Here is a 26,253-nt window from a genome sequence, read left to right on the forward strand (position 1 = left end):
CCGCACGACACAGGCGCGGCTGGCCGCACTTGCAGGGGCGCGGCCGCGCTTCGGCCGGCGGTGGGGCGTGGCCGGGGTGCGGGGCGGGGCGGATCGTTCGGGTGGCGAGGAGTCAGGCCGGCTGGACGGAGAGGCGGTTGCTGAAGCGGGCGAGCATCCGGGTCTGCACGGTCTCGGGGACCAGCCGGGCGAGGATCGGCGGGGTGCGCCAGTTCGCCGGGTTGCGCCTGGCGAGCCGGGAGACGAGGGAGATGTGCGGGTAGCGGGCCCGCTCGTACGCGCGCAGCCGCGTCGCCGGGTCGCCCTCGCCGGCCAGCGCCTGTCCGAGCACCCAGGCGTCCTCCAGGGTCTGGTTGGCGCCCTGGCCGAGGGTGGGCGGCATGGTGTGCGCGGCGTCGCCGGCCAGCGTCACCCGCCCCGCGCCCCACACCTCGGGCACCTTGTTCCAGTGGTGGCCGAAGAACTCCAGGTCCTCCTCGCGGGCGGCGGCGAGCACGTCGGAGACCGGGGAGCGCCAGCGCCCGAACCGCCGCCGCAGCTCGGCGAGCGGCGCTGCGGGCCGGGGGTCGCGGGGCGACCAGCGGACGTCGAACCACCACTGCAGCAGCCCGTCGCCCGCGGGCATCAGGCCGCAGGCGCCCTCCCGCCCGCTGATCATGAGGTGCCTGGTGGTGCCGGTGATCTCGATGTCGATGCGGCTGAGGCCCTGCCAGGTGCCGAACGTGGCGGGCCGTACGGTCCCCTCGCCCCACAGCGTCCTGCGCACGACGGAGTGATGCCCGTCCGCGCCCACGAGCACGTCGCCGGTGGCCGTGGAGCCGTCGGCGAAGACGGCCGTGACGCTGTCATCGTCCTGGCGCACGTCGCGGCAGGCCATGCCGTAGCGGACGACGCCGGCGGGCAGCCCGGCGGCCAGCCGGTCGAGCAGGTGGCGGCGCGGGACGGCCCTGGTCGGGAAGCCGTAGCGGGCGGCGGCGTGCGCGAGGTCCATGGTGGTGCGCAGCCTGCCGCGCGGGGTCAGCGCGTCGATCCTGTCGATGCGGGCGCCGACGTCGGCGAGCGAGATGCCGAGGTCGTTCAGTATCGCGTTGCCGTTGCTCCAGACCAGCAGCGCCTTGCCGCCGGTGCGGCGTTCGGGCGCCTGCTCGTACACGCGGACGCGGTGGCCCGCGGCCAGTAAAACGCGGGCGATGGCCAGGCCGCCGATCCCCGCGCCGATGACGATGACGTCCATCCCATTTTCTCCATATCGATGTATCTTCGCTTCGAAGATACATCGCCGGCAAGTAGGGTGTCCCGGTGGGTTCCGCGCAACCAGAAGCCGTCTTCCGCGAGTTCGTGATCGCGATCCTGGTGCACAACGACGCGCTCGCCGACCGTCTCGGCCTGCAACCCGCCGACGTGGCCGCCATCATGCTGCTCGAGACGCGCGGGCCGCTCGCCGCCGGCACGATCGCCGAGGAGCTGGGGCTGCCGTCCGCCTCGACCACCCGCCTCATCGACCGTCTGGAGAAGGGCGGGTACGCCCGGCGCGTCCGCGGTGAGCGCGACCGCCGCATGGTGACCGTGGAGCTCGTGCCCGAGGGCCTGGCGGTGTACGAGGCCGCGTGCGAATCCACCAGGAAACACCTCGAAGCGCTCGCGCAGCAGCACGGGATCGAGCGGATGCCGATGATGATGGAGGTCTTCGCCATGGTCGGCGCCGCGTACCGCACCGCGCTCCGCGACCTCCGCGCCGAAACCGCCTGACCGCCCGGCGGAAGAGCCCGCGCGCGCCGCACGAGCGGCCGTCCGGCACGCACCCGGCGAACCGGCCGCCGGCCCCCGCGTAAGCAGCCGCACGTCGCCGGGTGAACGGCCGGAGGGCGGCGTGCGAACGTCCGCGGTTCCTTCGGAGTACGTGCGCCCGCAGGCCCTCCGTACGGCGGCGAAAGAGCCTCGCAGCACGAGGAAGAGGCCCGACATCTCCGGCATGAGGGGCAGAGTTAGAGTTGCCCTCCGGGAGCACTCCCGGCGCTCCCCCGCCGGGCTGCGGCGCACCACGGGAGGACATGACGGACGTGCTGCCTCGGAACGACCGCGCGACGGCCGGCGGGACCGCTCCCCGGCGGGTCGCCCTGATCGTGGCCGTCTCCTGGTTCATGCAGAACCTCGACACCACGATCATCAACACTTCGCTCCCCCAGATGGCCCGGACGTTCGGCGTGGACGCGGTCAGCGTCAACATCGGCATCACCGCGTACGTCGTCGCCGGCGCCGCCTTCATCCCGCTGGGCGGCTGGCTGTCGGACCGGTACGGGGCCAAGCGCGTGTTCGCGACCGCCATCGTGGTGTTCGGCCTGGCCTCGGTGGCCTGCGCGGCCTGCACCTCCTTATGGCAGTTCGCCGTGGCCCGCGTGATCCAGGGCGCGGGCGGCTCGCTGATGATGCCGGTCGGGCGCATCATCGTGCTGAAGAACGCCGGCAAGCGGGATCTCATGCGCGCGACCGCGCTGATCACCTGGCCCGGGCTGGTCGCGCCGGTCATCGCCCCGGTGCTCGGCGGGGCGCTCACCACCTGGCACGGCTGGCAGTGGATCTTCCTGCTGAACGCGCCGCTCGCCCTCGCAGGGACCGCCCTCGTCCTGGCGTTCGTGCCGAACGTGCGCGACAGCGAGCCCAAGCCGCTCGACCGCGTCGGCACCGTCCTCATCGTCACGTCGCTCACCTTGACCGTCTACGGCCTGTCCGAGCTGGCACAGCCGCCCACGGCGGCTCTCGACCTCGCCCTGCCGGCGGTCGGGCTGCTGGTAGGGGCGGCCGCCGTGTGGTGGTTCCTGCGGGCCGAGCATCCGCTGGTGGGCCTGGGGCCGCTGCGGGTGCCCACGTTCGCGGCGGCCGGCCTGCACGCGGGCGCCCTCATCCGCCTCGCGATCAGCGGGACGCCGTTCCTGCTGCCGCTCATGCTGCAGGAGGCGTGGGGACAGACGCCGCTGGAGGCCGGGCGGCTCGTGCTGGTGTACTTCCTCGGCAACCTCGTCGTGAAGGTGATCACGACGCCGCTGATGCGGTGGCTCGGCTTCCGTACGGTGCTGGTCTGCAACGGGATCGGGGTGGCGCTGTCGATCGCGGCGCTCGGCCTGCTGGACGCGGGCACCGCCTTCGCCGTGGCGGCCGTGGTGGCGTTCGTCGCGGGGGCCACCCGGTCGATCGAGTTCACCGGCACCAACACGCTGTCGTTCGCCGACGTCGGCTCCGCCGACCGCGCCTCGGCCTCGACGCTGTTCAGCATGATGCAGCAGCTCTCCGTGGCGCTGGGCGTGGCGGTCGCGGCGATCGCGCTGCAGCTCGCGCACGGCGGGTCCGGCACACCGCTCACGCAGGGCGACTTCGCCGTCGCGTTCTGGGTGACCGGCGCGATCGCGCTGACCGGCGCGCTGCTGATGCTGCGCCTGCGCCCCGACGCCGGCAACGAGGTCACCGGCCACCGCCGGCGCCAGAAAACCCCCACCGACGCCTGACCTCACCCTCCGGCCCGCCGCCCACGCCGCCCACGCAGCCCCGGCTCGGGTGCGCATCACGGCGAGCGGCGCCCACGACGGCCCGTCCGCCTGCCCCGCCCGCGCAACCGCGCCGCCCGAGCGAGCCGCCCTACCACCCGCGCCCTCCCCTCCCCAGAAGGACTTCGGCCCGTGAGATCGCTCACGTGATGTGCGGCCGGGGCGGCGGATCTTGGAAATCACGCTGCGCGTATGTCATATGACGGTAAGTTACTCTCTCGTGACGGTCTGCCGCAGTACCCCCCGACCCTGGGAAACCCTGGTGGGCAGCGGCGTGCTGCCCGCCGCGCTGCTGGCCGGCGACGGCGTCGTCGAGGGCATGCTCCGCCGTACGGGCGGCATGTTCGGCCTGTGGGCCCCCGGCCTGGGCAGGGCCGTGGTGGTGTCCGATCCGGCGCTGGTGAGAGCGGTCATGCGGGCGCCCGACGGCGTGATGGCGGCGAGCCCGGCCGGGCGGATGCGCGAGCCGGTGATCGGGCCGCGCGGGCTGGCGCGGCTGGAGGGCGACGAGCATCGCGAGATCCGCTCGATCATGGCGCCGGTGGTCCGCGACCGGGTGCACGAGCGGCTGCGCGAGGCCACGGAGCGGCTGGCGCTGCGGGCGGCCGCCACGTGCCCGCGCGGCAGGCCGTTCGCGCTGCGTCCGCTGCTGCACAGGGCGCTGCTCGAGGCCGTGCTGGAGCTGGTCGCAGGCCTGTCGCCCGAGCGGCAGCGGGCCTGGCGGACGCCGCTGCGCGAGCTGCTGCGCCGGGCCGACTCGTACGAGGTCACGGTGCGCTACGCGCTGCGCCACGCGGGGGCGCTGGACTGGTGGCCGGGCTATCACCGGGCGAAGGAGGCGTGCGACCGGCTGATCCACGCCGAGATCCGGCGGCGGCGCAAGGCGGGCGGCGAGGGCGACGACCTGCTGGGCGCGCTGCTGCGGGCCCGTGACGACGACGATGCGCCGCTGCCCGACGCGGTGGTGCGCGACCAGGTGATGAGCATGATCGCGGGGGCGCGCACGACCACGGCGAACGGCCTGGCCTGGGTGTTCGAGCGGGTGGTGCGCCATCCGGAGGTGCTGCGCCGGGTGACCGGCGAGAGCGAGAAGGGCGAGGGCGACGCGTACGCGAGCGCGGTGACGTACGAGGCGCTGCGGGTGCGCCCGCCGGTGACGTTCTTCGGCCGTACGGTCCGGCGCCCGTTCGAGCTGGGCGGCAGGATGCTGGCTCCGGGCACCACGGTCATCGTGCATCTGCGGACGCTGCACCACGACCCCGCGCTCTATCCCGACCCGGCCGCGTTCCGTCCGGAGCGCTGGCTGGACGGCAGGCCGGCCGGCTACGGGTGGATGCCGTTCGGCGGCGGCGCGCACACCTGCCTGGGCGACCGCCTGGCGATGGTGCAGATGCGCACGTTCCTGCAGGTCTTCGCCCGCGAGCTGGCGCTGTCGCCGGCCTGGCCGGGTGACGAGCGGGTGAGGTGGAAGGCGTTCTGCAACGTGCCGGCGGCGGGCTGCCGGGTGATCGCCCACCCGCGATGACCACCTTTGCCGCGCCTTTTCCCAACGCTCTACCCGATAACGGGCACGAATCCGAGCCTGGGGTGAGACGGGGGACCGAACATGTGTGGCATCGCCGGCTGGGTGGACTTCGAGCGCGACCTGCGGCAGGAGCGGCAGACCGCGCAGGAGATGACCGGCACGATGGCCCGCCGGGGGCCTGACGACGAGGGGCTGTGGCTGGCCCCGCACGCCGCGATCGGCCACCGCAGGCTGGCCATCATCGACCTGGCGGGCGGGCGGCAGCCGATGGTGGCCGAGGAGGACGGCCGCGAGCTCGCCGTGCTGACCTACAGCGGCGAGATCTACAACTTCGAGGAGCTGCGCGCCGAGCTGTCGAGCCGCGGCCACGCGTTCCGCACCCGCAGCGACACCGAGGTCCTGCTGCGCTCCTACCTCGAGTGGGGCGAGGACCTGGCCGAGCATCTCAACGGCATGTACGCGTTCGGGATCTGGGACACCCGCGCCGAGCGGCTGCTGCTGGTGCGCGACCGCATGGGCATCAAGCCCCTCTACTACTACCCCACCGAGCACGGCGTGCTGTTCGGCTCGGAGCCCAAGGCGGTGCTGGCCAATCCGCTGGCGGGCCGCGTGCTGGATCTCGACGGGCTGCGCGAGCTGCTGGCGTTCGTCAAGACGCCGGAGCACGGCGTGCTGTCCGGCCTGTACGAGGTCCGCCCCGGCCAGATCGTCTCGGTGGACAGGGAGGGCCTGGCCAAGCGCCGCTACTGGCGGCTCGAGTCCTATGAGCACCCCGACGACGTGGCCACGACCGTCAAGAAGGTGCGCGAGCTGCTCGACGACATCGTGGCCAGGCAGCTCATCAGCGACGTGCCGCTGTGCGCGCTGCTGTCGGGCGGCCTCGACTCCAGCATGATCACCTCGCTGGCCGCCAGGCTGCTGCGCGAGCAGGGCCTCGGCACCGTGCGCTCGTTCTCGGTGGACTTCGCCGGGTACACCGAGAACTTCAAGCCCGACCTCACCCGTTCCACGCCCGACACGCCGTACGTGCACGAGCTGGCCGCCTTCGCCGGGGCCGAGCACAGCGACATCGTGCTCGACTCGGCCGCGCTGATGGACCGGGAGGTGCGCGCGGCCGTGCTGCGGGCGCGCGACCTGCCGATGGGCATCGGCGACATGGACACCTCGCTCTACCTGCTGTTCAAGGCCATCAGGGAGCACTCGACCGTGGCACTGTCGGGCGAGTCGGCCGATGAGGTGTTCGGCGGCTACCGGTGGTTCCACGACCGGGAGACGGTGGCGGCCGAGACGTTCCCGTGGCTGGCCAGCCCGGCCTTGTCCGCGCACGCGGGCGCGGAGCGGCTGTTCCACGACGATCTGCAGCGGCAGCTCGACCTGTCCGGCTACCGGGACGAGCGCTACCGCGAGGCGCTGGCCGAGGTGCCGCACCTGCCGGGCGAGAGCGGGCACGAGCGGCGCATGCGGGAGATCGGCTACCTGCATCTGACCCGATTCGTGCAGGTCCTGCTGGACAGGAAGGACCGGATGAGCATGGCGAACGGCCTGGAGGTGCGGGTGCCGTTCTGCGACCACCGCCTGGTCGAGTACGTCTTCAACGCGCCGTGGGCGGTGAAGACCTTCGACGGGCGGGAGAAGAGCCTGCTCAGGGCGGCGTCGGCGGACCTGCTGCCGGAGAGCATCCTGCAGCGGGTCAAGAGCCCGTACCCGGCGACCCAGGACCCCGGCTACGACGAGGGGCTGCGCGAGCGCGCCCGTGAGCTGCTCGACATCTCCGACTCCCCGGCGGCGCGGCTGGTCGACTGGGACAAGGCCCGCGCGACCGTCGAGGAGCCCGCCTCGCCCGAGACGCGAGCGGCGCTTGAGCGGTTCGTCCAGCTCCACCACTGGCTGCGCCGCTACCGCGTGGACCTGGCGCTCTGACCGAGCCGCCCGGAGGGCCGCTCAATGAGCCGCTCGAAGGGCCGCTCAATGAGCCGTTCAGAGAGCCGCTCTCCGGGCCGTTCGAAGAGCCGCTCAGAGATGCCGCCCGGAGAGCACCGCCGCCTCGCCTTCCTGGAGCAGCCGGCGAGTTTCTTCCACGACGGCGACCGGCCGCCGCGCGCCGCCGAGGTGAGCGACCCCTACCGCCGCGCATGCTCGTCATCGCGCGGGCGACCAGCCGCGCCGAGCGGGCATGGCTGCACGAGATGCTCGACGGCGACCCGGCGTGAGCCTTCAGGGGCCACCGCGTCACGCTCTGCTACTCTCTGTAGCGCATTGCTGGCATTGCGTCACATCGGGGGGTTCGGGGTGAAGATCGCGTGCGTCGGCGGCGGTCCCGCCGGTCTCTACTTCGCGTTGCTGCTGAAGCGCACCGATCCGGCATGCGAGGTCACCGTCTACGAGCGCTATCCCGAGGGTTCGACGTACGGGTGGGGCGTGACGTACTGGGACGAGCTGTACGCCAGCCTGCGCGCCATCGACCCGGAGTCCGCCCGCGCCATCCACGACGCCTCGGTGCGCTGGAAGACCTGGGTCGCCCGCGTCGGCGACCGGCCGCCCGCCCGGATCAGCCACTGGGACGGCGGCTTCGGCATCGGCCGCAGCGTGCTGCTGCGCATCCTCGCCGACCGGGCGCGCTCGCTCGGCGTGGAGATCGAGTACGGCCGTGAGATCAGCGGCGAGGAGGAGCTGGCCGGCTGCGACCTCATCGTGGCCTGCGACGGCGTCAACAGCAGGCTGCGCAAGCGGCACGCCGGGCACTTCGGCACCGCCGTCACGCTCGGCCGCAACACCTACCTGTGGCTCGGCACGACCAAGGCGTTCGGCCCGTTCACCTTCTCCTTCGCCGAGACCCCGCACGGCTGGATCTGGTGCTACGGCTACGGATACGACCCCGGCCACAGCACCTGCGTCATCGAATGCTCACCTGAGACGTGGGAGGGGCTGGGCCTGCACGAGGCGACCGACGCCGACGGCCTCGCCATGCTGGAGAAGCTGTTCGCCGACATCCTCGACGGCCATCCGCTGATCGGCCGTGACGACACCGGTGAGAGCGCCCGCTGGCTCAACTTCCGTACGGTGACCAACGAGCGCTGGTACCACGGCAACGTCGTGCTGATGGGCGACGCCGCACACACCACCCACTACTCGATCGGCGCGGGCACCGCGCTCGCGCTCGGCGACGCCGCCTACCTCGTCCACGCGCTCACCACCGAGCGGGACCTGCCGTCGGCGCTGGCGAGCTACGAGCGGGGCCGGCAGCGCACGATCCGGCGCGCGCAGAAGGCGGCGCGCTACAGCGCCCGCTGGTACGAGAACCTGCCGCGCTACGTCAGCCTGCCGCCCGACCAGCTGCTCGCACTGCTCGGCCGGCGGCACTCGCGGGTGCTGCCGCACGTGCCGCCGCGCCTGTACTACCGCTTCGACCGGGCGGTGGAGCACGCGTCGTCGTGGTGGGCGCGGATCACCGGGCGCGGCTGAGGACGGTTTCGGGCATCGGCCGAGCGCCCTGCGCGGGCGGAGGCCGCCGCTCCAGGCCCGCTCAGGCGTCGGCCGCGTGCCGTTCCAGGAACGTGTAGACGTCGGCCTCGTCCACACCCGGGAACGACCCGGGCGGCAGCGCGGCGAGCACGTGGCTGTTGGCGCGGGCCGACGGCCAGGCGTAGCCCTCCCAGCGCTCCGCCAGCTCGGCGGGCGGGCGGCGGCAGCAGTCGCCGCTGGGGCAGTGGGAGAGGGTGCGGTTGGTCGTCTCGCGCCCGCGGAACCAGCGCGACTCCTTGTACGGCACCCCCAGCGTGATCGCGAAGTCCCGCTCGCGCGACGGATCGACGTGGGCCACGCAGAAGTAGGTGCCGGTGGGCGTGTCGGAGTACTGGTAGTAGACGGAGAACCGGTCCGGCGAGGCGAACACCTGGCGCCCCGACCACTGCAGGCACATCCGCTGACCCTCGATGGCGCCCTGCTCGTCGGCCGGGAAGACGATGCCGTCGTTCTCGTACGCCTTGTAGATGATGCCGCCCGCGTCGTTGCGCACGAAGTGGCAGACCAGGCCGAGGTGGTGCGTGGCGAGGTTGGTGAAGCGGTGGGCGGCCATCTCGTACGAGACGGCGAAGACGTCGCGCAGGTCCTCCACCGACAGCGCGCGGTCGGCCTTGGCCTCCTGGAGGTAGAGCGCGGCGGCCTTCTCGGGCACGAGGATGGCGGCGGCGAAGTAGTTGGCCTCGGTGCGCTGGCGCAGGAAGTCGGCGAAGTCGCGGGGCTTGTCGTGGCCGAGCGCGAGGTGGCCGAGCGTCTGCAGCAGGATCGTGCGCGGGGTGTGCATGCCGAGCTGCTCGTGCTTGACGTAGATGCGGCGGTGGCGCAGGTCGGTGATGGAGCGCACCGAGCGCGGCAGGTCCTGCGCGGTGTGCACGGTGTAGCCGAAGTGCGTGACCAGGCTCTGGATCATGCTCTGCGAGAGCGCGCCGGTACGGTAGCCGACCGCCTCCAGGGCCTCGGCCGCGGCCTTCTCGATCTCCGGGAAGTAGTTGCCCACCTCCCGCTGGCGGCGGCGCAGCTCGGCGTTGGCGGCCCTGGCCTCCTCCGGTGTGGCGGTGCCCCTGGCCTGGCGGGCGCGCAGCTCGCCGTACAGGCCGAGGATGTGTTCGAGCACGTCGTTGGGCACGCGGGCGGAGACCTTGAGCCTGGGCAGGCCGAGCCCCGCGTAGATGGGGTCGCGCTGCGCCTCCTCCAGCGCGATCTCCAGCTGGGCGCGGCGGCTGGGCGGCTGCCGGCGCAGCAGCTCTTCGACGGGCACGCCCAGGGCGTTCGCCAGCGACTTGAGCAGCGAGAGCTTGGGCTCGCGCTTGCCGTTCTCCAGCAGGGAGAGCTGGCTCGGCGCCCGGCCGACGCGCGAGCCGAGGTCGGACAGCGTGAGGCCGCGCTGCTTGCGCAGGTGGCGCAGGCGCTGCCCGAACGCGATCAGGTCGAGCTCCTGCGTCAAAGACAGCGGTTCTTCGCTCAGCACGGACGCCATATCGGCATCTTAGACAGAAATTCCGGGCATTTTCTAGCAGCAGCACTCCGCCGAGCCGCCACCGGCGGAACCCCTGGCCACCCGCGGAATTGGTCCAGACCAAAGCTAAAACTTGCGATTTCTTCACCCTTGAATGCCCGCGAGTAATGTATATGAGCGGAAATTCGACGAATCTTCTCGGCTGAATGCCCTATTTGACCATGGCTGCCAGGGCAGAGACTTCGGCGTGAGCCCCAGGGGACGACCGAAGGAGTGAACGGTGAACGATCGCCTCAAGGGAGCTGCCGAGCAGCTGCGGGAAGAATGGGAGAACGACCCTCGCTGGGAGGGCATCGAGCGCACCTACAGCGCCGAAGACGTGATCAGGTTGCGCGGGAGCGTCCAGGAGGAGCACACGCTGGCCCGGCTCGGCGCCGAGCGGCTGTGGCGCCTGCTGCACACCGAGGACTACGTCAACAGCCTCGGCGCGCTGACCGGCAACCAGGCCGTGCAGCAGGTGCGAGCCGGCCTGAAGGCCATCTACCTGTCCGGCTGGCAGGTCGCCGCCGACGCGAACCTGAGCGGGCACACCTATCCCGACCAGAGCCTCTACCCGGCGAACTCCGTGCCGGCCGTCGTGCGCCGCATCAACAACGCGCTGCTGCGGGCCGACCAGATCACCTGGGCCGAGGGCGCGGAGGACGCGCCGCACTGGCTGGCGCCCATCGTGGCCGACGCCGAGGCCGGCTTCGGCGGCGTGCTCAACGCGTTCGAGCTGATGAAGGCGATGATCGCGGCCGGCGCCGCGGGCGTGCACTGGGAGGACCAGCTCGCCTCCGAGAAGAAGTGCGGCCACCTCGGCGGCAAGGTGCTCGTCCCGACCGGCCAGCACATCAAGACGCTCAACGCCGCCCGGCTCGCCGCCGACGTCGCGGGCGTGCCCACCCTGGTCATCGCGCGGACCGACGCACAGGCCGCGACCCTGCTGACCAGCGACATCGACCCGCGCGACCAGCCGTTCGTCACCGGTGAGCGCACCGCCGAGGGCTTCTACCGGGTCAGGAACGGGCTGGAGGCGTGCGTGGCACGCGGCCTTGCCTACGCGCCGTACGCCGACCTGCTCTGGATGGAGACCGGCACGCCCGACCTCGACGTGGCCCGCGCGTTCGCCGAGGCGATCAAGGCCGAGTACCCGGACAAGATGCTCGCCTACAACTGTTCGCCGTCGTTCAACTGGAAGGCGCACCTCGACGACTCCACCATCGCCAAGTTCCAGCGCGAGCTGGGGCACATGGGGTACAAGTTCCAGTTCATCACGCTGGCCGGATTCCACTCGCTGAACTACGGCATGTTCGACCTGGCCCACGCGTACGCGACGGACGGCATGAGCGCGTACGTCGGGCTGCAGGAGGCCGAGTTCGCGGCCGAGGCGCGCGGCTACACCGCCACCCGGCACCAGCGCGAGGTCGGCACCGGCTACTTCGACCTGGTGAGCACCGCCGTGGCGCCCGACTCCTCGACGACCGCGCTCAAGGGCTCGACGGAAGAGGAGCAGTTCGCGCACTGACCCCGCAGAAAGGGCCCCGCAGAAAGAGCCTCACTGAAGGGGCCCTCGCTCAGGGCTCGCCGGACGCCTCCAGGGGCATGGGAGGGTTCCCCGGCGAACGGGCCGCGCCGGTTCCCCCAGCACCGGCGCGGCCCCTCAGCGCACGTGGTCCGCAACGACCCTTCAGCGGCCCGACGGCCTGAGGGGGCCGACGGCCAGGCCCGCGACGCGACAACCTTTCAGACGGTGCGGCGTGGCCGGTGGCCGGGCTCCGCGACGCGGCGACCTTCAAGCGGCGCGGGGTGGCCGGGAGCCTGCGGCGGGTCTTCAGCGGTCCGATGGTGTGGGGTGGGCGGCGGGTCTTCAGCGGTCCGACGGGGTCGGGTCGCCCGGCGCCGGGGCCGGCGAGGGCGTCGGTGAGGGCTCGACCGACTCGCCCGGGCCCTCCTGCGGGATGCCGCTGATCGAGACCGGCGGGACGGGGCAGGCGCGGCGCCGCACCGGACGCCCGATCGGCCGGTTCCCCGGCCGCATCCGCTCGCCGCCGGGCCCCAAGCAGCTCTCGGGCTCCTCGTCGCGGGGCCCCGGCCCGCGGCCGCGGTCCCTGCCGCCGGGGCCGAAGGTGCGCGGCGGGGTGCGGAGGATCCTGACCGTGCTGCGGGACGGCGGTGCGAGCGTCCTGGCCGGCTCCTTCGTCATGGTCTCCGTGACGATCACCGTGGGCGTGCCCGGCGGCGGAGCCGTCGTCGCCGGGCGCACCACCGGCAGGCCACGCCCGGCCGAGGCGGTGGGCCTGATGGTCGAGTGCGCGCTGCCGGACGTCTCCACGACGGCGGGCGGGTCCGCGGGCGGCAGCGCGCCGGCCTCACCGCCCGCCTTGTCGCCGCCGGCCGCCACGATGACGGTGAGCGCCGCGATGGAGACGGTGGCCAGCGCGGCGAAGCCCGCGTGCCCGAGATGCGCGGTCTGCCGGGCTCGCCGGCCGCGCCTGGAGGCATGGGAACGGTCCACATCGGCGGTGGCCGTCGGCGGGGCAGGCGCGAGCCCGGCCACGGCGACCCCCTCCCCCGCCGAGTCCCCTCCGGTGAGCCCCGTCCCGGCCGCCGCGGGTTCCGCCCCCGCCGGGCCGCCTCCACCGAGCGTCGCGAGCCCCGTCCCGGCCGCCGTGGGCTCCGCCCCCGCCGGGCCGCCCCCACCGAGCGTCGCGAGCCCCGTCCCGGCCGTCGTCGGGTGCGGCACCGGGATCCAGAGTCTGGCGAGCGCGACGGGCACCGCCTGGCGCAGGTTCCACGGGGCGCTGAGACCGCCGGCCGTGAGCAGCGCGCGCAGCAGGTCGGGGGCCGCCGGCCGTTCCGCGGGGTCCTTGGCGAGCGCCGCCGCGACCGTGGGCCGCAGCAGGACCGGCACGCCGTCCAGGCGCGGCGGGTCGAACAGGATGCGCCGGGTGAGCACGTCGTCGTCGCCGCCGCCACCGAAAGGGTGGTGCCCGGTGGCGGCGTAGGCCACCAGGCAGCCCCAGGCGAACACGTCGGACGCGGGCAGCGCGGACCCGCCGGTCAGCCGCTCGGGCGCCACCCATCCCGGGCTGCCCATGATCTGCCCCGCCTGGGTGTGGGCGGCGGAGACGTCCACGTCGCGGGCGATGCCGAAGTCGATGACGCGCGGCCCGTCGGGTGACAGCAGCACGTTGGCGGGTTTGAGGTCGCGGTGCACCAGCCCGGCCTCGTGCACGGCCACCAGCGCGGCGGCGACGCCGAGCGCGACGCCGTGGGCGAGGCCGGGCGCGAGGGGGCCGCCGGCCGTGACGACCTGGGAGAGCGCGGGGCCGGGGATGTACTCGGTGACGAGGTACGGGCGGTCCCTGTCGGTGCCGTCCTCGATGACGGCGGCCGTACAGAAGGGCACCAGTCTGCGGGAGTATGCGACTTCTTCCGCGAAGCGGGCGCGTAACGTGGCATCGTTGAGATGCACCGGATGCGGGGTCTTGAGCGCGACCAGGCCGCCCTGCGGGTGCTCGGCGAGGTAGACGACGCCCATCCCGCCGGTGCCGAGACGGCCGAGCAGCAGATAACGGCCGATGATGGCCGGGTCCGTCACGGTCAGCGGTCGCACGCCGGGAGGCATGCCGCTCGCACCACGCGCCATCCGGGGCCGCCCTCCCTGATCAGTGTCCTGCCGTAGCACACTGTGGCGGCATCCGCGGATGCTTTCCGCATGTCTTACATAAGGGGTATCGAAGGTAAGGCGGTCGTTCCGTCCTAGTGAGTTAATGAAGTGACATAGCGGCTTGAAGTGGCGCTATGTCCTCAGCGTCGCCATCCCCCGGGGCCGGTCAGGATGCGATCGCCGCCGCCTCCTCGGCCTCCACCTGGCGGTTCCAGTCGCGCTTGACCGCGCGCCACGCCTCGTCGTCCACACCGGCCCGCCAGTAGCCGGAGATGGACAGCCGGTCGAGGCCGATCCCCCGCTCCAGCCGGAGGAAGCGGCGCAGCTCCTTGACGAACCCGGCCTCGCCGTGGACGAACGCGTGCACGTCGCCCCCGGGGAAGTCGAGCGCGCGCACGGCCGCGACGAGCTTCTCGCCCACCGGCCGGTCTCCGCGGTAGAGCCAGGTGACGCGGGCGTCGGCGGAGGTCTCCAGCTTCAGCTCGTCCTCGGGGGTGGCCACCTCGACGAAGACGTGGGCGAGAGCGTCCTCGGGCAGCGCTTCGAGCGAGGCGGCGATGGCCGGCAGCGCGCTCTCGTCGCCTGCCAGGAGGTGCCAGTCCGCCTCGGGGTCGGGCGCGTAGCCGCCGCCGGGACCCAGCATGATCACCTCGTCGCCGGGCGCGGCATGCGCCGCCCACGGCCCGGCCAGGCCCTCGTCGCCGTGGACGACGAAGTCGAGCGTGAGCTCGCGGGCGTCGGGGTCCCACGCGCGCACGGTGTAGGTGCGCAGCCTGGGCCACAGCGCCCTCGGCATCGTCTCGCGGCAGGTCTTCATGCTGAACGGCCGGGGATAGTCGACCCCTTCGTACGGGAACACGAGCTTGACGTAGTGGTCGGTGTACCCGTTCGTCGAGAAGCCGGAAAGCCCGTCGCCACCGATGACGAGCCGCACCATGTGACGCGAGATGCGCTCGGTGCGCTGGACGACCCCCCGATGGTGATCGACGTGATTCTCCGGCATGAGCAGTCCCCCTGAACAGGTTAGGTATACCTAACCTTACACTGCCCTCAGATCTCAGCGTATGCCTTTGCCCCCGAAACGGACAGGTAAAAAATCAGGCCGCCGCCGTGTCACCTGCGGCCGAGCCCGCTCCCGCCACCTCCTTCAGAAAGCGCGACATGTGCAGGAACGCCTGGCGCGCCTCCGGCAGCACGTCGGCGAGGATCGGGAAGACGTGCGGCATCCGCGGCCACTCCTCGTACCGCACCGAAACGCCCGCCTCTCGCGCCCGCACGGCGACCCTGCGCGCCTCGTCGCGCAGCACCTCCGTCGAGCCGGTCACGATCATCAGCGGCGGCAGCCCGGTGAAGTCGCCGTGCACCGGCGAGACCAGCGGGTCCAGCGGGTCGAGGCCCGAGGTCCACCTGCGGGCCAGCCAGCGCACCCGCCCGGCCGGCAGCATCGGGTCCTGCCAGCGGTTCTCGCGGCGCGGGATGTCGGTGAGGTCGGCCCACGGCGACAGGCAGATCGCCGCCGCCGGCAGCGGGCGGCCCGCGTCGCGCAGCGCGAGCAGCGTCGCGAGCGTCAGGTGGCCGCCCGCGGAGTCGCCCGCCAGCACGACGTCCTCGGCCGCATACCCCTGGTGCAGCACGCAGTCGTAGGCGTCGAGCGCGTCGGCCAGCGAATCCGCCAGCCTGTGCACGGGCCCCTGGCGGTAGTCGAGCGCGAGGACGGGACGCCCGGCCGCCGCCGACAGCCGCCAGGTGATGGACCGGTGCGTGCGCGGCGAGCACGAGAAGTAGCCGCCCCCGTGGAAGTACAGCACCGCCTTGCGCTCGTCGAGCTCCCGCCCGGCGCGCACCCATTCGCCGCCGCATGCCGAGAACGCGGCGGGCTCCACCTCGACGTGCTCGGGGCACGGCACCCGCATCACCCGTCCGAGCTCGCCCAGCCGCGCGGCGCCGACCAGCGCGAGCGGATGACGCATGAGCAGGCTGGAGATCGGTTTGACGGTGCTCCACATCAAGCCGGTCAGCGCCCGGGCCTGCCAGCTCAGGGGGTAGTCGGGAACCACGTCCGTGTCGATCCGCATTGTGTGACCCTCCAAAGGATGTCCTTCCCCGGAGATCGCGCTCCTACCGGCGGGTAAGTAACTCATCTCTTACCCGAACATTTCGGCATGGTGACGGACCACCGCCCGACCTTCCCATACGCGGAAAAAGTGTTGCGAGGAGCCGCCGCGCCTGCGCATAATTCCGTGCTCCCCATCACGGACCCGTGTGCGGGTCCAGGCACGAACCGTGACCGTGCCATCACCCCCCGGAGGTGCCAAACCATACCGCTCTATGCCCGGCTCGTCCGGTACGGCTTTCGCAAGCACGCCACCTACGTAGGGGCCGCACTCGCCGGAGCGTTCACCAACAGCGTCTTCGGCGTCCTGCGCGCCTACGTCCTCATCGCGCTCTGGCAGGCCCGCCCCGGGCTGGCCGGCTACGACGTGACCGACGCCGTCACCTTCTGCTTCCTCACCCAGGCGTTCATCGCCCCGATGCAGCTCTTCGGCGGCGGCCTGACCATCCCCGAGCGCATCCGCAGCGGCGACATCGCGCTCGACCTCGTACGCCCTGCGTCCCTGCAGCTGTGGACGCTGTCGGAGGACATCGGCAGGGCCTGCTACCTGTTCCTCGTACGCGGCATCCCGCCGATGCTGCTCGGCGCCGTGCTGTTCGGCATCACGACGCCCGACGGTCCAGGCCAGTGGGCCGCGGTGGCGCTGGGCCTCGCCATCGCCGTCGTGCTCAGCTTCGCCTGGCGTTACCTGCTCGCCCTGTCGGTCTGCTGGCTGCTCGACGACCGGGGCGTCCAGGTGCTTTCGCTGGTCCTGATGACGTTCTTCTCGGGGATGATGGTGCCGCTGCACCTCTTCCCCGGCGCCTTCGGCGACGTCGTCGCCGCGCTGCCCTGGGCCGCCATGGTGCAGGTGCCCGCCGACCTCTACCTCGGCAAGGCCGACGCCGTGCAGGCGCTGACCTTCCAGGCGTTCTGGGCGATCGTCCTGCTCGGGCTAGGCGCGCTCGGCACCCGCGCGATCCGCCACAAGGTGGTGATCCAGGGTGGTTAGGACGTACCTGCTGCTCATCTGGACGTGGACCCGCTCCGCCGCCGCCTATCCCGCCTCGTTCGCGGTGATGACCGTCTTCGGGTTCGTCACGGCGGCGATCGACGTGGGCGTCATCCTGGTGGTCTTCGCCAACACCACCAGCCTGGCCGGCTTCTCCCGCGAGGAGGTGCTGTTCCTGTACGGTGCGGCGAGCCTGTCGTTCACGGTGTGCGACACGTTCGCCGGCAACCTCGACCAGATCAGCCGGCACATCAAGGCGGGCACGCTCGACACGATCCTCATCAGGCCGGTCAGCCCGTGGCTGCAGCTGGCCACCGACCGGTTCAACGCCACCAGGGTGGGCCGCATCGTGCAGTCGGGGCTCGTGCTCGGCTACGCGATCGCCGCGCTCGGCATCGATCCGGGGCGGGCCTGGATGATCCCCGTCATGGTGATCACCGGCATCGTCATCTTCGCGGCGCTGTGGACGCTGGCCGGTGCCGTGCAGTTCGTGCTCACCGACGCGCCGGAGGTGGTCAACTCCTTCACCTACGGCAGCCAGCAGCTCAACCAGTACCCGCTCAGCATCTATGCCCGCGACCTGGTGGCGGGCGTGACGTACGTGCTGCCGCTCGCCTTCATCAACTGGCAGCCCGGCCTGTACGTCCTGGGCCGTGCCGACCCCTTCGGCACACCGGAGTTCATGCGGTTCCTCGGGCCGGCCGCCGCGCTGGTCCTCGCCCTGGTGGCCGGGTTCGCCTGGCGGCAGGGCGTACGGCACTACCGATCCACGGGGAGTTGATGATGATCGAGCTCGACAGGGCCGGGCGCTCGTTCAAGGTGCGTGGCAAGGTCGTCCACGCCGTACGAGACCTGACCTTCACCGTGCGGCCCGGGGAGTTCGTCGGCTACCTCGGCCCCAATGGCGCGGGCAAGTCCACCACGATCAAGATGCTGTGCGGCATCCTCACCCCCACGACGGGCACCGTGCGGGTGGCGGGGCTGGAGCCGTCGCGGCGGCGCACCACCCTGGCGCGGCGCATCGGCGTGGTGTTCGGCCAGCGCACGACGCTCTGGTGGGACCTGCCGCTGAACGACAGCTTCGAGCTGATCCGCCATCTGTACAAGGTGGAGCGGAGCACGTTCCGCACCCGGCTCGCCGAGCTGACCGAGACGCTCGACCTGGGCTCCTTCCTGCGCACGCCGGTGCGGCAGCTCAGCCTCGGCCAGCGCATGCGCGGCGACCTGGCGGCGGCGCTGCTGCACGCGCCCGACGTGCTGGTGCTCGACGAGCCGACGATCGGGCTCGACGTGGTCAGCAAGGCCGGCATCCGTGACTTCCTGCTCCGGCTCAACGCCGAGCGGGGCACGACCGTGCTGCTGACCACGCACGATCTGGGCGACATCGAGCGGTTGTGCCGGCGGGTGATGCTGATCGACCACGGGCGGCTGGCCTTCGACGGGACGCTCGACGACCTGATGGCCACCGCGCCCGGCCAGTCGTCTCTGGAGGAGGTGGTCACCCGCCTCTATACGGAGGCGAACGAGTCGGCCGCTCAGTAGTAGCCGCCCTGCCGGCTGCTCTCGTACTCGTCGTCGTAGTCGTCCTGCTGCCGCGACCAGCGTGACGGCATCAGCACGGGGATGAACAGGGCCACGCCGAGCAGCGCGTACACGCCGCTGGTGAGCAGCGTCCTGGCGCCTTCACCGGCCTCCAGGACGATCTGGTTCATCGACTGGCCCGACGGGATGAACGACAGCGCCCTGTTGACGTCGAGGGCGTACACGACGGTCCAGGCCAGCAGCACCATCGAGGGCACGAACGTCGCGAGCGGCGAGATGTGGCCGGCGACCACGAGCCCGACGACGAGACCCACCGCTGCCATCGAGCCCAGCGAGATCCACAGGGTCTTCTCATCGAGAGTGGTCGCCGCCGCGACGTCGAGCGCGTGCCGGACCGCCCATCCGCCGCCCCCGAGTACGGCCGCCGTCACGACTAAACCGACGAGCAATCCAGCGAAGTGCCGCAACGTTCTCACCTCTGTGTCGACGTGGTCGGCACCGACCCTAGCGACAAATGCCGCATACGGCCCAGGCATTGGGCAGCTTGGGTCTCCCCCGGCCCCGCCCCGTGAGACCATGAGCACACCCATGCGTGCGCAACTTCCGATGAGGCTCGCGCGGACGGCCGCCTTCGCCGCCGTCTGCGTGGCGCTGGCCGCGTTCGCCCACGTGCTCGGCGGCGGCGCCGCCCCTGCTCCGTGGGTGGCCGCGCTCGGCCTCGCCGGGGTGTCGATGCTGGGCCTCGCCCTGTGCGGCAGGGAGCGCTCGGCGGGCACGATCAACCTGGCGCTGGTCGGGGTGCAGATCGGGCTGCACGAGCTGTTCGCCGGTGAGGGCGCCGGCTACGTGTCGGTGCACGGCCACGCGCAGGGCGGGCTCGGGGTCAACGCGGGCATGCTGGTGACCCACCTGACGGCGACGATCATCACCGGGCTGTGGCTGGCGCGCGGCGAGGCCGCGCTCTGGTCGGTGCTGCGCGGGATCGGCCGCCGCCTGGTGCTGCTCGTCCTGCCCGCCGTACCCGTGCGGCCCCGGTGCGCTCCTCCCGTGACGACCAGGGTGCTCCCGCTGCGGCCGGTCTTCCGGCACAGCGTGGCCAGGCGCGGACCGCCGATTCCCGCCTGACCTTCTGACGCCCCTGTTCGACCCCCCGATCACACGTGGAGTTCTCGCATGTCCTTCGTACGCCGTGCGGCGACCGTGCTCGCCGCCACCACCGCCGCGCTCACCACCGCCCTGGCCCTGCCCGCCATGGCCCACGTCACCATCCAGCCCGGCTCGGCCGAGCAGGGCGGCTTCACCAAGGTCGCCTTCCGGGTGCCCAACGAGCGCGACAACGCCTCGACCACCAGGATCGAGGTGTCCTTCCCCACCGATCACCCGCTGGCGTTCGTCTCGGTCAAGCCGGTGCCCGGCTGGAAGGTCGAGGTCACCGAGGGCACGCTGCCCAAGCCGGTCACGACCGAGTACGGCGAGCTGAAGGAGGCCGTCACCAAGGTCGTCTGGTCGGGCGGCAAGGTCGAGCCCGGCCAGTTCCAGGAGTTCGAGGTGTCCATGGGGCAGCTGCCCAAGGACGTCGACTCGCTGATGTTCCCGACGAAGCAGACGTACTCGAACGGTGAGGTCGTCGACTGGTCGGAGGCGCCGAAGGCGGACGGCTCGGAGCCCGAGCACCCGGCGCCGCTGCTCAAGCTGGTGCCCGCCGCCGAGGAGGGCGACGCGGCCACGACCGCCGCGACCGCTCAGGCCGGCTCCTCGCCGTCGGTCGCGCCGGTGGCGGCGGGCGAACCGGCGTCCGACACCACGGCGCGGCTGCTCGGCGGGGCCGGGCTGCTCGTCGGCGCCGTGGGCGTCGTGGTCGGCGTGCTCGGCCTGCGCCGCCGCCCGTCCGCCTGATCCCTTCTTCGTCCGTGCGGCGCCCGGGTCACGCCCCGGGCGCCGCACGGGCGCTCACGAGGTGATGTCCTTGCCGGTGAAGCGCGCCCAGGCGATCGAGCCGAACAGCAGGATGTACGCCCCGAACGCCAGCAGACCGTCGCGCAGCGCGGCGACGTCGATCGGGCTGCGCAGCACCGCGTCGAAGTCCGTGAACCTGGTCGGCAGCAGGTACGGCGTGACCGCGTCCAGGTCGGGGATGGCCCGCAGCACCTGAGAGACGATGACCAGCACGATGGTCCCGGCGATCGCCCCGATGGACACCTCGGTGAACGTCGACAGCGCCAGCGCGATCGCGGCGAGCGCGGCCATCCCGGCGCCGACGTACCCGACGCAGATGACGATCCGCAGCAGCCCCTCCGCCACGCTGATCGTGGTGCCCGACAGCAGCGTCACCGGCCCGGCAGGAAACAACAACAGCCCGGTCACCAGCGCCGACAGCGCCACCACCGCGGTCACGGCGTAGGAGTAGACGACCGCGTTGAGGAACTTGACCGCGAGCAGCCGGGTGCGGCCCGCGGGGGCGGCCAGCAGGTAGCGCAGCGTGCCCGCGCCGGCCTCGCCGGCGATCGAGTCGCCCGCCACCACGCTCACCGCGACCGGCATCATCAGCAGCACCAGGAACGAGAACGACAGGAACGTCAGCATCAGGCTGTTGCCCGCGACGTCCTGGACGATGCCGCCCATGCCCCCGCCCGAGCCGCCGACCGCCCGCAGGGTGACGCCGACGATGACCGGCACGAGGGCGAGCACGCCCAGGATCACCAGGTTGCGCGGGCGGCGGAACGTCAGCCTCAGCTCGGAGGCGAGCAGCCGCCAGAACGCCGCCACCGGCCGCCCCGGCCCGGCCGCCGTTCCTTCCTCGGCGGCCCCGGCCGCCCGGCCCTCGACGGCGGCCCCGGCCGCAGGACCGGACTCCGGCTCTCCGGCGGCCGGCCCGGTGGCAGCGTCCGTCGCCGGGTCCGTCGCCGGGTCCGTCGCCGGGTCCGCAGTGCGTTCCACGGTGAGCATGGTCTCGGTGACCGGCACCAGGCCCGGGGTACGCCGGTCGCGGCTGCCGAGCGTGGACGTGCCGGCCGGTCCCCCGTTCTCAGCCGTCGACATCGAAGCCCTCCCCTGTCAGTCCCACGAACACGTCTTCAAGGCTCGGCCGTACGACGGCCAGCCCGCGCACGGCCACGCCCTCCCCCACCAGGGCGGCGTTGACCCGCTCCGGCGCGTGGCCGCCCAGCTCGGCGGTGACGTGCGCCTCCCCGGCCCGCACGCCGTCCATGCCGAGGCCCTCCAGCACCCGGGCGGCGGCGGCCGCGTCCGGCGTCTCGACCCGGATGCGGACGGCCGTCCCGGCGCTGAGCGAGGCGATCGTGCCCTGGACCACGAGCTGTCCTGCCCGCATGATCGCCGCGTGCGTGCACATCTGCTCCACCTCGGCCAGCAGATGGGAGGAGACGAACACCGTGGTGCCGTCGGCGGCGATCTCCTTGACCAGCGCGCGCACCTCGCGGGTGCCCTGCGGGTCGAGCCCGTTGGTGGGCTCGTCGAGCACGAGCAGCTCGCGCGGCCTGAGCAGGGCGGCGGCGATGGCCAGCCGCTGGCGCATGCCGAGCGAGTAGGTGCGGTAGCGCTTGCCCGCGGCGGCCGTGAGCCCGACCCGGTCGAGCGCGTCGGCGATGCGCCGGCGGGCGGTGGCGCGCGCGGCGGTCGGGTCGGCCGCGTCGAAGCGCATGAGGTTGTCGGCTCCCGACAGGTACGGGTAGAACGCCGGCCCCTCGACCACCGCCCCCACCTTCGGCAGCGCCTGGACGGGCGGCAGCCCGAGCACGGACAGCTCGCCCGAGGTGGGCGTCACGAGGCCGAGCAGCATGCGGATGGTGGTGGTCTTGCCCGAGCCGTTGGGGCCGAGGAAGCCGAACACCGAGCCGCGCGGCACGGTCAGGTCGAGCGCGTCGACCGCGACCTGGCCGCTCCTGAAGCGCTTGGTCAGCCCCCTCGTGACGATCGCCGCGTCCGCGATGTCCCCGGCGTCCATGTCCCGGGCATCCACCGCGTCCGCCCTGTCCCGCGCGTCCACCGTGTCTGTGGCGTCCGCACGCGTCGCCGTGTCCATCGTCTCCCCCGCGTCCGTTCTCACGACTCCATCGCCGGACGGCGGGGCCGCCCCGGAGGGCGCCCCCGCCTCGTGCGTGACCGGCGTCACGTGGTGCCCGCCACCCGGGTGATCTCCTCCGGGGTGACCGCGCCGACCAGCAGCCGGCCGTCGTCGGTGAGCAGGGCGGTGACGAGCTTGGTCGTGATCAGCCTGCCGGATCCCCACGGCCCGCTGACCGGGGTGGCGCTCTTCATGACGCTGTCGAGCACCGCCTGCGGGTCGCCGCCGCCGTCGAACCCGTGGGGGCCGCGCTCGCCCGAGCCGCCCTCGCGCGCCTGCTCGGCCGCAAGCTGCTCGGTGTCGACCGGCAGCACCGCCACCCGCGCCCAGCCCTCGCCGACGACCTTGGCGGTGTCCGCGACGTCCTTGGCGTGCTCGGCGTGCTCCTCGCGGGCCTGGTCGAACCCGATCTGCTGCTCCTCCACCTTGGCGCCCGCGGGCGGGGTGAAGGTGAAGTTCTCCTCGGCCGGCGGCGTGAACGTGACCTGGGTGAAGCCCACCTGGTAGGCGGGCTCGGCCGAGCCCTTGGCGTAGATCTGGACCTGGAGCGGGACGTACGTCTCGCCGTCGAGCGCGATGCGCACCTCCTGCACCAGCGAGCTCTCCACCTTGGGCGAGAGCACGAGCTGGTACACCGGCCGCCCGGCCACCTCGGCGGTGTTGATCACCCGGACGGCGGTGTGCTCGCCCGCCTGGGCCAGCACGTGCTCGGCCACCTGCTGCGGGGTGAAGTCCGTAGGCTGGGGCACGGGCGTCTCCGGCCGCTCCCGCCCGCCGCCCTTGATGGTCAGCCTGGTGGCGGTGTTGGTGGCGCTGTCCCAGTACCATGCCTGGCCGCCGTTCAGGATCAGGTTGGTCTCGTTGAGCTGGGTCGGCATGGCCACGCGCAGCTTGTCATCGGCGCCGTACCAGACCTTGACCTCGTGCGAGCCGGACAGCAGGCTCAGCGGCGAGGAGCCGGTGGCGGAGGCCGGCAGCGCGGGCAGGCCGAGCGAGGCCGTCTGCTGCACGGTGCCGGACATCGGCGGGATGCCGCCTTCCTTGCCGGTGGCCGCCACGGCGTCGGCGAGTAGCTGCTCGGCCGAGCGCTCCGGCAGAGCGGGTTCGCCGCTCACGGCGGCGATGACGGGGCCGGCGCCGATCGCGGCTGCGATCACGGCGGCCGCCGCGGCCGGAACCCCCCACCTCACGAGCGTGCCTCTTCGCATCTCACTCCTTCACGGTATGTCGATGCTCAGAGCCTGCGTCAGCGATCCTGTGGTGGACCTGAGACAGTCTGAGACGGCTCTCAGTCTTCTCAGCGGAGTCTCAGCGCCGGAACGGGAGAATCAGCACATGAGAGTACTTGTCGTCGAGGACGAGCGCCGGATGGCCGCCGCGCTCCAGCGGGGGCTCCAGGCCGAGGGTTTCGCCGTCGATCTCGCCCACGACGGCCAGGAGGGCCTGCACGCCGCCAGACACGGCGACTACGACGTGGTCGTGCTCGACATCATGCTGCCCAAGCTCTCGGGCTACAACGTGTGCAAGCAGTTGCGCGCGGAGGAGAACTGGGTGCCGATCCTCATGCTGTCGGCCAAGGACGGCGAGTACGACATGGCCGACGGGCTCGACCTGGGCGCCGACGACTACCTCACCAAACCGTTCTCGTACGTGGTGCTGGTGGCCAGGCTGCGGGCGCTGATGCGGCGGGACGCCGGGCGGCGGCCGTCGGTGCTGCTGGCCGGCGACCTGTCGCTGGATCCGGCCAGGCGGCGGGTGGAGCGGGGCGGGACCGCGATCGAGCTGACGCCCAGGGAGTTCGCGCTGCTGGAGTACCTGATGCGGCGGCGGGACGAGGTGGTGTCGAAGTCGGAGATCCTGGAGCACGTGTGGGACACCTTCGACACCGATCCCAACGTGGTCGAGGTCTACGTCGGCTATCTCCGCCGCAAGATCGACGCCCCGTTCGGCAGGAACGCGCTGCAGACCGTGCGCGGCGCGGGCTACCGGCTGGCGGGCGACGGTGGCTGACTCGCCGCTGGCCTGGTGGCGGCGGCAGGGGCTGCGCTTCCGGCTCACCCTGGCGGCCGCCGCCGTGCTCGCGCTGGCGCTTGCGCTGTCGGCGTCGGTGCTGCTCAGCGTGCTCGACCGGGCGCTGATCTCCACGGTCGACGACACCACCAGACAGCACGCGCAGGCCGTCAGGGTGGCGGCCGACGCGGGCACGCTGACCAGCCCCATCACCACCCACGACGGCACGATCGTGCAGGTCATCGACGCCAAGGGGCGGATCACGCACGTCACGTACGGCACGGACAGGCTGGTGCCGCTGCTGGACGCGGAGGCCAGGGCCAAGGTGCTGGCCGATGGCGAGCCCGTGCTGCTGGACGGACGGCCGTACGCGATCCCGGGCTTCCTGCGCGTCGTCGTGCTCCGCGCCGACCACGGCCAGACCGTGGTGGCGGCCAGGCCGGTCAACGAGATCCAGACCAGCCTGGTGACCGCCGGCAAGGTGCTGCTCGTCGGCACGCCCGCGCTGATCGTGCTGCTCGCGGTGGCGAGCTGGCTGATGATCGGCCGCACGCTGCGGCCGATCACCGCGTTGCGCAGGGGCGCCGCGGAGATCACGCACACCGCGCGCTCGCGCCGCCTGCCGGTGCCGGAGTCGCGTGACGAGGTGCACTCGCTGGCCACCACGCTCAACGACATGCTGGCCCGGCTGGAGGAGGCCGAGCAGCGCCAGCGCGCATTGGTCGCCGACGCCGCGCACGAGCTGCGCAGCCCGCTGGCCAGCATCCGGCTGCAACTCGAGGTGGCGCTCGGCCACCCCGACGGCCAGCACTGGCAGGAGACCGCCGAGGGCGTGCTCGAGGACACCCTGCGGCTGTCCAGGCTGGCCGAGGACCTGCTGGCCCTGGCCAGGCTGGACGAGCGCGGAGGTGTGCCGGCCCGCCGCGAGCCCGTCGATCTCGACGAGGTCGTACGGCGGGCCGTGGACCGCTATCCCGAGGTCCGGCTGACCGCCTGCGAGCCGGTGGTGGTCACGGGCGACGCGCTGGACCTGAGCCGGGTGCTGACGAACCTGCTGGACAACGCCGTACGCCACACCACCTCCAAGGTCGAGGTGGCGCTGACCGGCGATGGCGTGCTGACCGTCACCGATGACGGTCCCGGCATTCCCGAGCAGGATCGCGAACGGGTCTTCAACCGCTTCACCCGGCTCGACACCGGCCGCAGCCGCGACGAAGGCGGCGCCGGGCTGGGGCTGGCGATCGTCCGGGAGACCGTGCGCGCACACGGCGGGACCGTCCGGCTGGAGGACGCCGAACCGGGGCTGCGGGCGGTCGTGACGCTGCCGCCTGCCCGCTAGCCATACCCGTTGGTGTCCATGGAGGGGCCGGGCCCTGGTCTCGCGGGGCTCTGCGTGTTACGCACGGGTCATGCGCGCGGTACGGGACCGGCCGTCGGGGCTCGATCGGAGCGCCGCCTCCGTGGCGGCGTCCGTTCCCGCGCCCGCGCTGGCTCCCCCTGCCGCGCCGCGTCAGGCCGTGCCTGAGCCCGTGTTCTCACCTGAAGGTGCACATGGAGAAGGGCTCGCGCCTGGGCCTGTGCCGGAGGCCGTCGCCGGATCCGCGCATGCCGCCGGCGCATGCGCATGGGACGTCCTCGCGGGGGATCAGCAGGGGGTTCCGGGAGATCCGGGGTGGTTCATCGGGGGGTTTCGTCGGTCCGCTGACGACGCTGTGGCCGCCACGGCGCCGGCGCCTCAGGGGCGGGCGACGTCACCGGTGTG

Annotated in this window: 22 protein-coding genes; 13 read left to right on the top strand and 9 right to left on the bottom strand. The window is 72.4% G+C overall.

All coding sequences use genetic code 11. The features are described 5' to 3' along the window. Positions 1 to 112: 112 nt before the first annotated feature. Positions 113 to 1,234 (bottom strand): FAD-dependent oxidoreductase, encoded by a 1,122-nt coding sequence (locus tag ACGFIM_RS07175; RefSeq protein WP_393195993.1) that lies wholly within the window; start codon positions 1,232 to 1,234, stop codon positions 113 to 115. Between the two features lie 65 nt (positions 1,235 to 1,299). Here ACGFIM_RS07175 and ACGFIM_RS07180 point away from each other — a divergent pair, with 65 nt between their 5' ends. The 5 genes from ACGFIM_RS07180 (at position 1,300) to ACGFIM_RS07200 (ending at position 8,526) form a co-directional block, all read left to right on the top strand. Then, positions 1,300 to 1,749, top strand: a complete 450-nt coding sequence (locus ACGFIM_RS07180) for a MarR family transcriptional regulator (protein WP_393195996.1) — start codon at positions 1,300 to 1,302, stop codon at positions 1,747 to 1,749. A 302-nt stretch (positions 1,750 to 2,051) separates the two neighbouring features. Then, positions 2,052 to 3,500, top strand: a complete 1,449-nt coding sequence (locus ACGFIM_RS07185) for an MFS transporter (RefSeq protein WP_393195999.1) — start codon at positions 2,052 to 2,054, stop codon at positions 3,498 to 3,500. Positions 3,501 to 3,801: 301 nt separating this feature from the next. Continuing rightward, the gene (locus tag ACGFIM_RS07190; protein WP_393196001.1) at positions 3,802 to 5,064 is read left to right on the top strand and encodes a cytochrome P450; all 1,263 of its coding nucleotides are present in this window, start codon (positions 3,802 to 3,804) and stop codon (positions 5,062 to 5,064) included. An 81-nt stretch (positions 5,065 to 5,145) separates the two neighbouring features. Next, entirely contained in the window at positions 5,146 to 6,984 is a 1,839-nt protein-coding gene (gene asnB, locus ACGFIM_RS07195; protein ID WP_393196004.1) for an asparagine synthase (glutamine-hydrolyzing), read from the top strand. Between the two features lie 336 nt (positions 6,985 to 7,320). Further along, on the top strand, positions 7,321 to 8,526 hold the full coding sequence (locus ACGFIM_RS07200) for an FAD-dependent monooxygenase (protein WP_393196007.1): 1,206 nt from the start codon (positions 7,321 to 7,323) through the stop codon (positions 8,524 to 8,526). Between the two features lie 61 nt (positions 8,527 to 8,587). Here ACGFIM_RS07200 and ACGFIM_RS07205 read toward each other — a convergent pair whose 3' ends face one another. Then, positions 8,588 to 10,060 (bottom strand): helix-turn-helix domain-containing protein, encoded by a 1,473-nt coding sequence (locus ACGFIM_RS07205; protein WP_393196010.1) that lies wholly within the window; start codon positions 10,058 to 10,060, stop codon positions 8,588 to 8,590. A 259-nt stretch (positions 10,061 to 10,319) separates the two neighbouring features. Between ACGFIM_RS07205 and aceA the strand changes: the two genes are divergently transcribed. Continuing rightward, positions 10,320 to 11,606 carry an isocitrate lyase gene (aceA, locus tag ACGFIM_RS07210; protein ID WP_393196013.1) on the top strand — a complete coding sequence of 429 codons (1,287 nt, stop codon included), beginning with the start codon at positions 10,320 to 10,322 and terminating at the stop codon, positions 11,604 to 11,606. A gap of 342 nt (positions 11,607 to 11,948) precedes the next feature. On the opposite strand, the gene ACGFIM_RS07215 is transcribed toward aceA, so the two are convergent. The 3 genes from ACGFIM_RS07215 to ACGFIM_RS07225 all read right to left on the bottom strand — a co-directional run bounded on the left by ACGFIM_RS07215 (position 11,949) and on the right by ACGFIM_RS07225 (position 15,826). Beyond that, entirely contained in the window at positions 11,949 to 13,697 is a 1,749-nt protein-coding gene (locus ACGFIM_RS07215) for a protein kinase (protein ID WP_393196016.1), read from the bottom strand. A 220-nt stretch (positions 13,698 to 13,917) separates the two neighbouring features. Further along, entirely contained in the window at positions 13,918 to 14,754 is an 837-nt protein-coding gene (locus ACGFIM_RS07220; RefSeq protein ID WP_393196018.1) for a siderophore-interacting protein, read from the bottom strand. Positions 14,755 to 14,848: 94 nt separating this feature from the next. Then, positions 14,849 to 15,826, bottom strand: coding sequence for an alpha/beta hydrolase (locus ACGFIM_RS07225; RefSeq protein WP_393196021.1), 978 nt, complete (start codon positions 15,824 to 15,826; stop codon positions 14,849 to 14,851). A 165-nt stretch (positions 15,827 to 15,991) separates the two neighbouring features. Between ACGFIM_RS07225 and ACGFIM_RS07230 the strand changes: the two genes are divergently transcribed. Genes ACGFIM_RS07230 through ACGFIM_RS07240 form a run of 3 tightly spaced genes read left to right on the top strand, consistent with a single transcriptional unit; the run spans position 15,992 to position 18,397 of the window. Then, entirely contained in the window at positions 15,992 to 16,855 is an 864-nt protein-coding gene (locus ACGFIM_RS07230; RefSeq protein ID WP_393196024.1) for an ABC transporter permease, read from the top strand. After that, on the top strand, positions 16,848 to 17,636 hold the full coding sequence (locus ACGFIM_RS07235) for an ABC transporter permease (protein WP_393196027.1): 789 nt from the start codon (positions 16,848 to 16,850) through the stop codon (positions 17,634 to 17,636). Before ACGFIM_RS07230 ends, ACGFIM_RS07235 begins: the two co-directional genes overlap by 8 nt. Before the next feature lie 2 nt (positions 17,637 to 17,638). Next, the gene (locus ACGFIM_RS07240; protein WP_393196030.1) at positions 17,639 to 18,397 is read left to right on the top strand and encodes an ATP-binding cassette domain-containing protein; all 759 of its coding nucleotides are present in this window, start codon (positions 17,639 to 17,641) and stop codon (positions 18,395 to 18,397) included. Here ACGFIM_RS07240 and ACGFIM_RS07245 read toward each other — a convergent pair. Then, positions 18,391 to 18,864, bottom strand: coding sequence for a hypothetical protein (locus tag ACGFIM_RS07245; RefSeq protein ID WP_393196033.1), 474 nt, complete (start codon positions 18,862 to 18,864; stop codon positions 18,391 to 18,393). The genes ACGFIM_RS07240 and ACGFIM_RS07245 overlap by 7 nt on opposite strands. A gap of 121 nt (positions 18,865 to 18,985) precedes the next feature. On the opposite strand from ACGFIM_RS07245, the gene ACGFIM_RS07250 reads away from it, so the two are divergent. After that, the gene (locus ACGFIM_RS07250; protein ID WP_393196036.1) at positions 18,986 to 19,522 is read left to right on the top strand and encodes an MFS transporter; all 537 of its coding nucleotides are present in this window, start codon (positions 18,986 to 18,988) and stop codon (positions 19,520 to 19,522) included. A gap of 48 nt (positions 19,523 to 19,570) precedes the next feature. Further along, the gene (locus ACGFIM_RS07255) at positions 19,571 to 20,293 is read left to right on the top strand and encodes a YcnI family protein (protein WP_393196039.1); all 723 of its coding nucleotides are present in this window, start codon (positions 19,571 to 19,573) and stop codon (positions 20,291 to 20,293) included. A 54-nt stretch (positions 20,294 to 20,347) separates the two neighbouring features. Here the strand turns inward: ACGFIM_RS07255 and ACGFIM_RS07260 are convergent, their stop codons facing one another. The 3 genes from ACGFIM_RS07260 to ACGFIM_RS07270 form a co-directional block, all read right to left on the bottom strand. Then, complete coding sequence (locus tag ACGFIM_RS07260) at positions 20,348 to 21,436, bottom strand: ABC transporter permease (protein ID WP_393196042.1); 1,089 nt, start codon at positions 21,434 to 21,436, stop codon at positions 20,348 to 20,350. Further along, on the bottom strand, positions 21,423 to 22,463 hold the full coding sequence (locus tag ACGFIM_RS07265; RefSeq protein ID WP_393196045.1) for an ATP-binding cassette domain-containing protein: 1,041 nt from the start codon (positions 22,461 to 22,463) through the stop codon (positions 21,423 to 21,425). Before ACGFIM_RS07265 ends, ACGFIM_RS07260 begins: the two co-directional genes overlap by 14 nt. A gap of 62 nt (positions 22,464 to 22,525) precedes the next feature. Beyond that, entirely contained in the window at positions 22,526 to 23,671 is a 1,146-nt protein-coding gene (locus tag ACGFIM_RS07270) for an outer membrane lipoprotein carrier protein LolA (RefSeq protein WP_393196048.1), read from the bottom strand. A 145-nt stretch (positions 23,672 to 23,816) separates the two neighbouring features. Between ACGFIM_RS07270 and ACGFIM_RS07275 the strand changes: the two genes are divergently transcribed. After that, positions 23,817 to 24,491 (top strand): response regulator transcription factor, encoded by a 675-nt coding sequence (locus ACGFIM_RS07275; protein WP_393196050.1) that lies wholly within the window; start codon positions 23,817 to 23,819, stop codon positions 24,489 to 24,491. Next, positions 24,484 to 25,830: an ATP-binding protein gene (locus ACGFIM_RS07280; RefSeq protein ID WP_393196052.1), complete on the top strand. Its 1,347-nt coding sequence runs from the start codon at positions 24,484 to 24,486 to the stop codon at positions 25,828 to 25,830. The genes ACGFIM_RS07275 and ACGFIM_RS07280 overlap by 8 nt, the downstream gene beginning before the upstream one ends. Positions 25,831 to 26,253 lie beyond the last annotated feature (423 nt).

The organism is Nonomuraea sp. NPDC049309, assembly GCF_043196965.1.
Lineage (GTDB): Bacteria > Actinomycetota > Actinomycetes > Streptosporangiales > Streptosporangiaceae > Nonomuraea > Nonomuraea fastidiosa.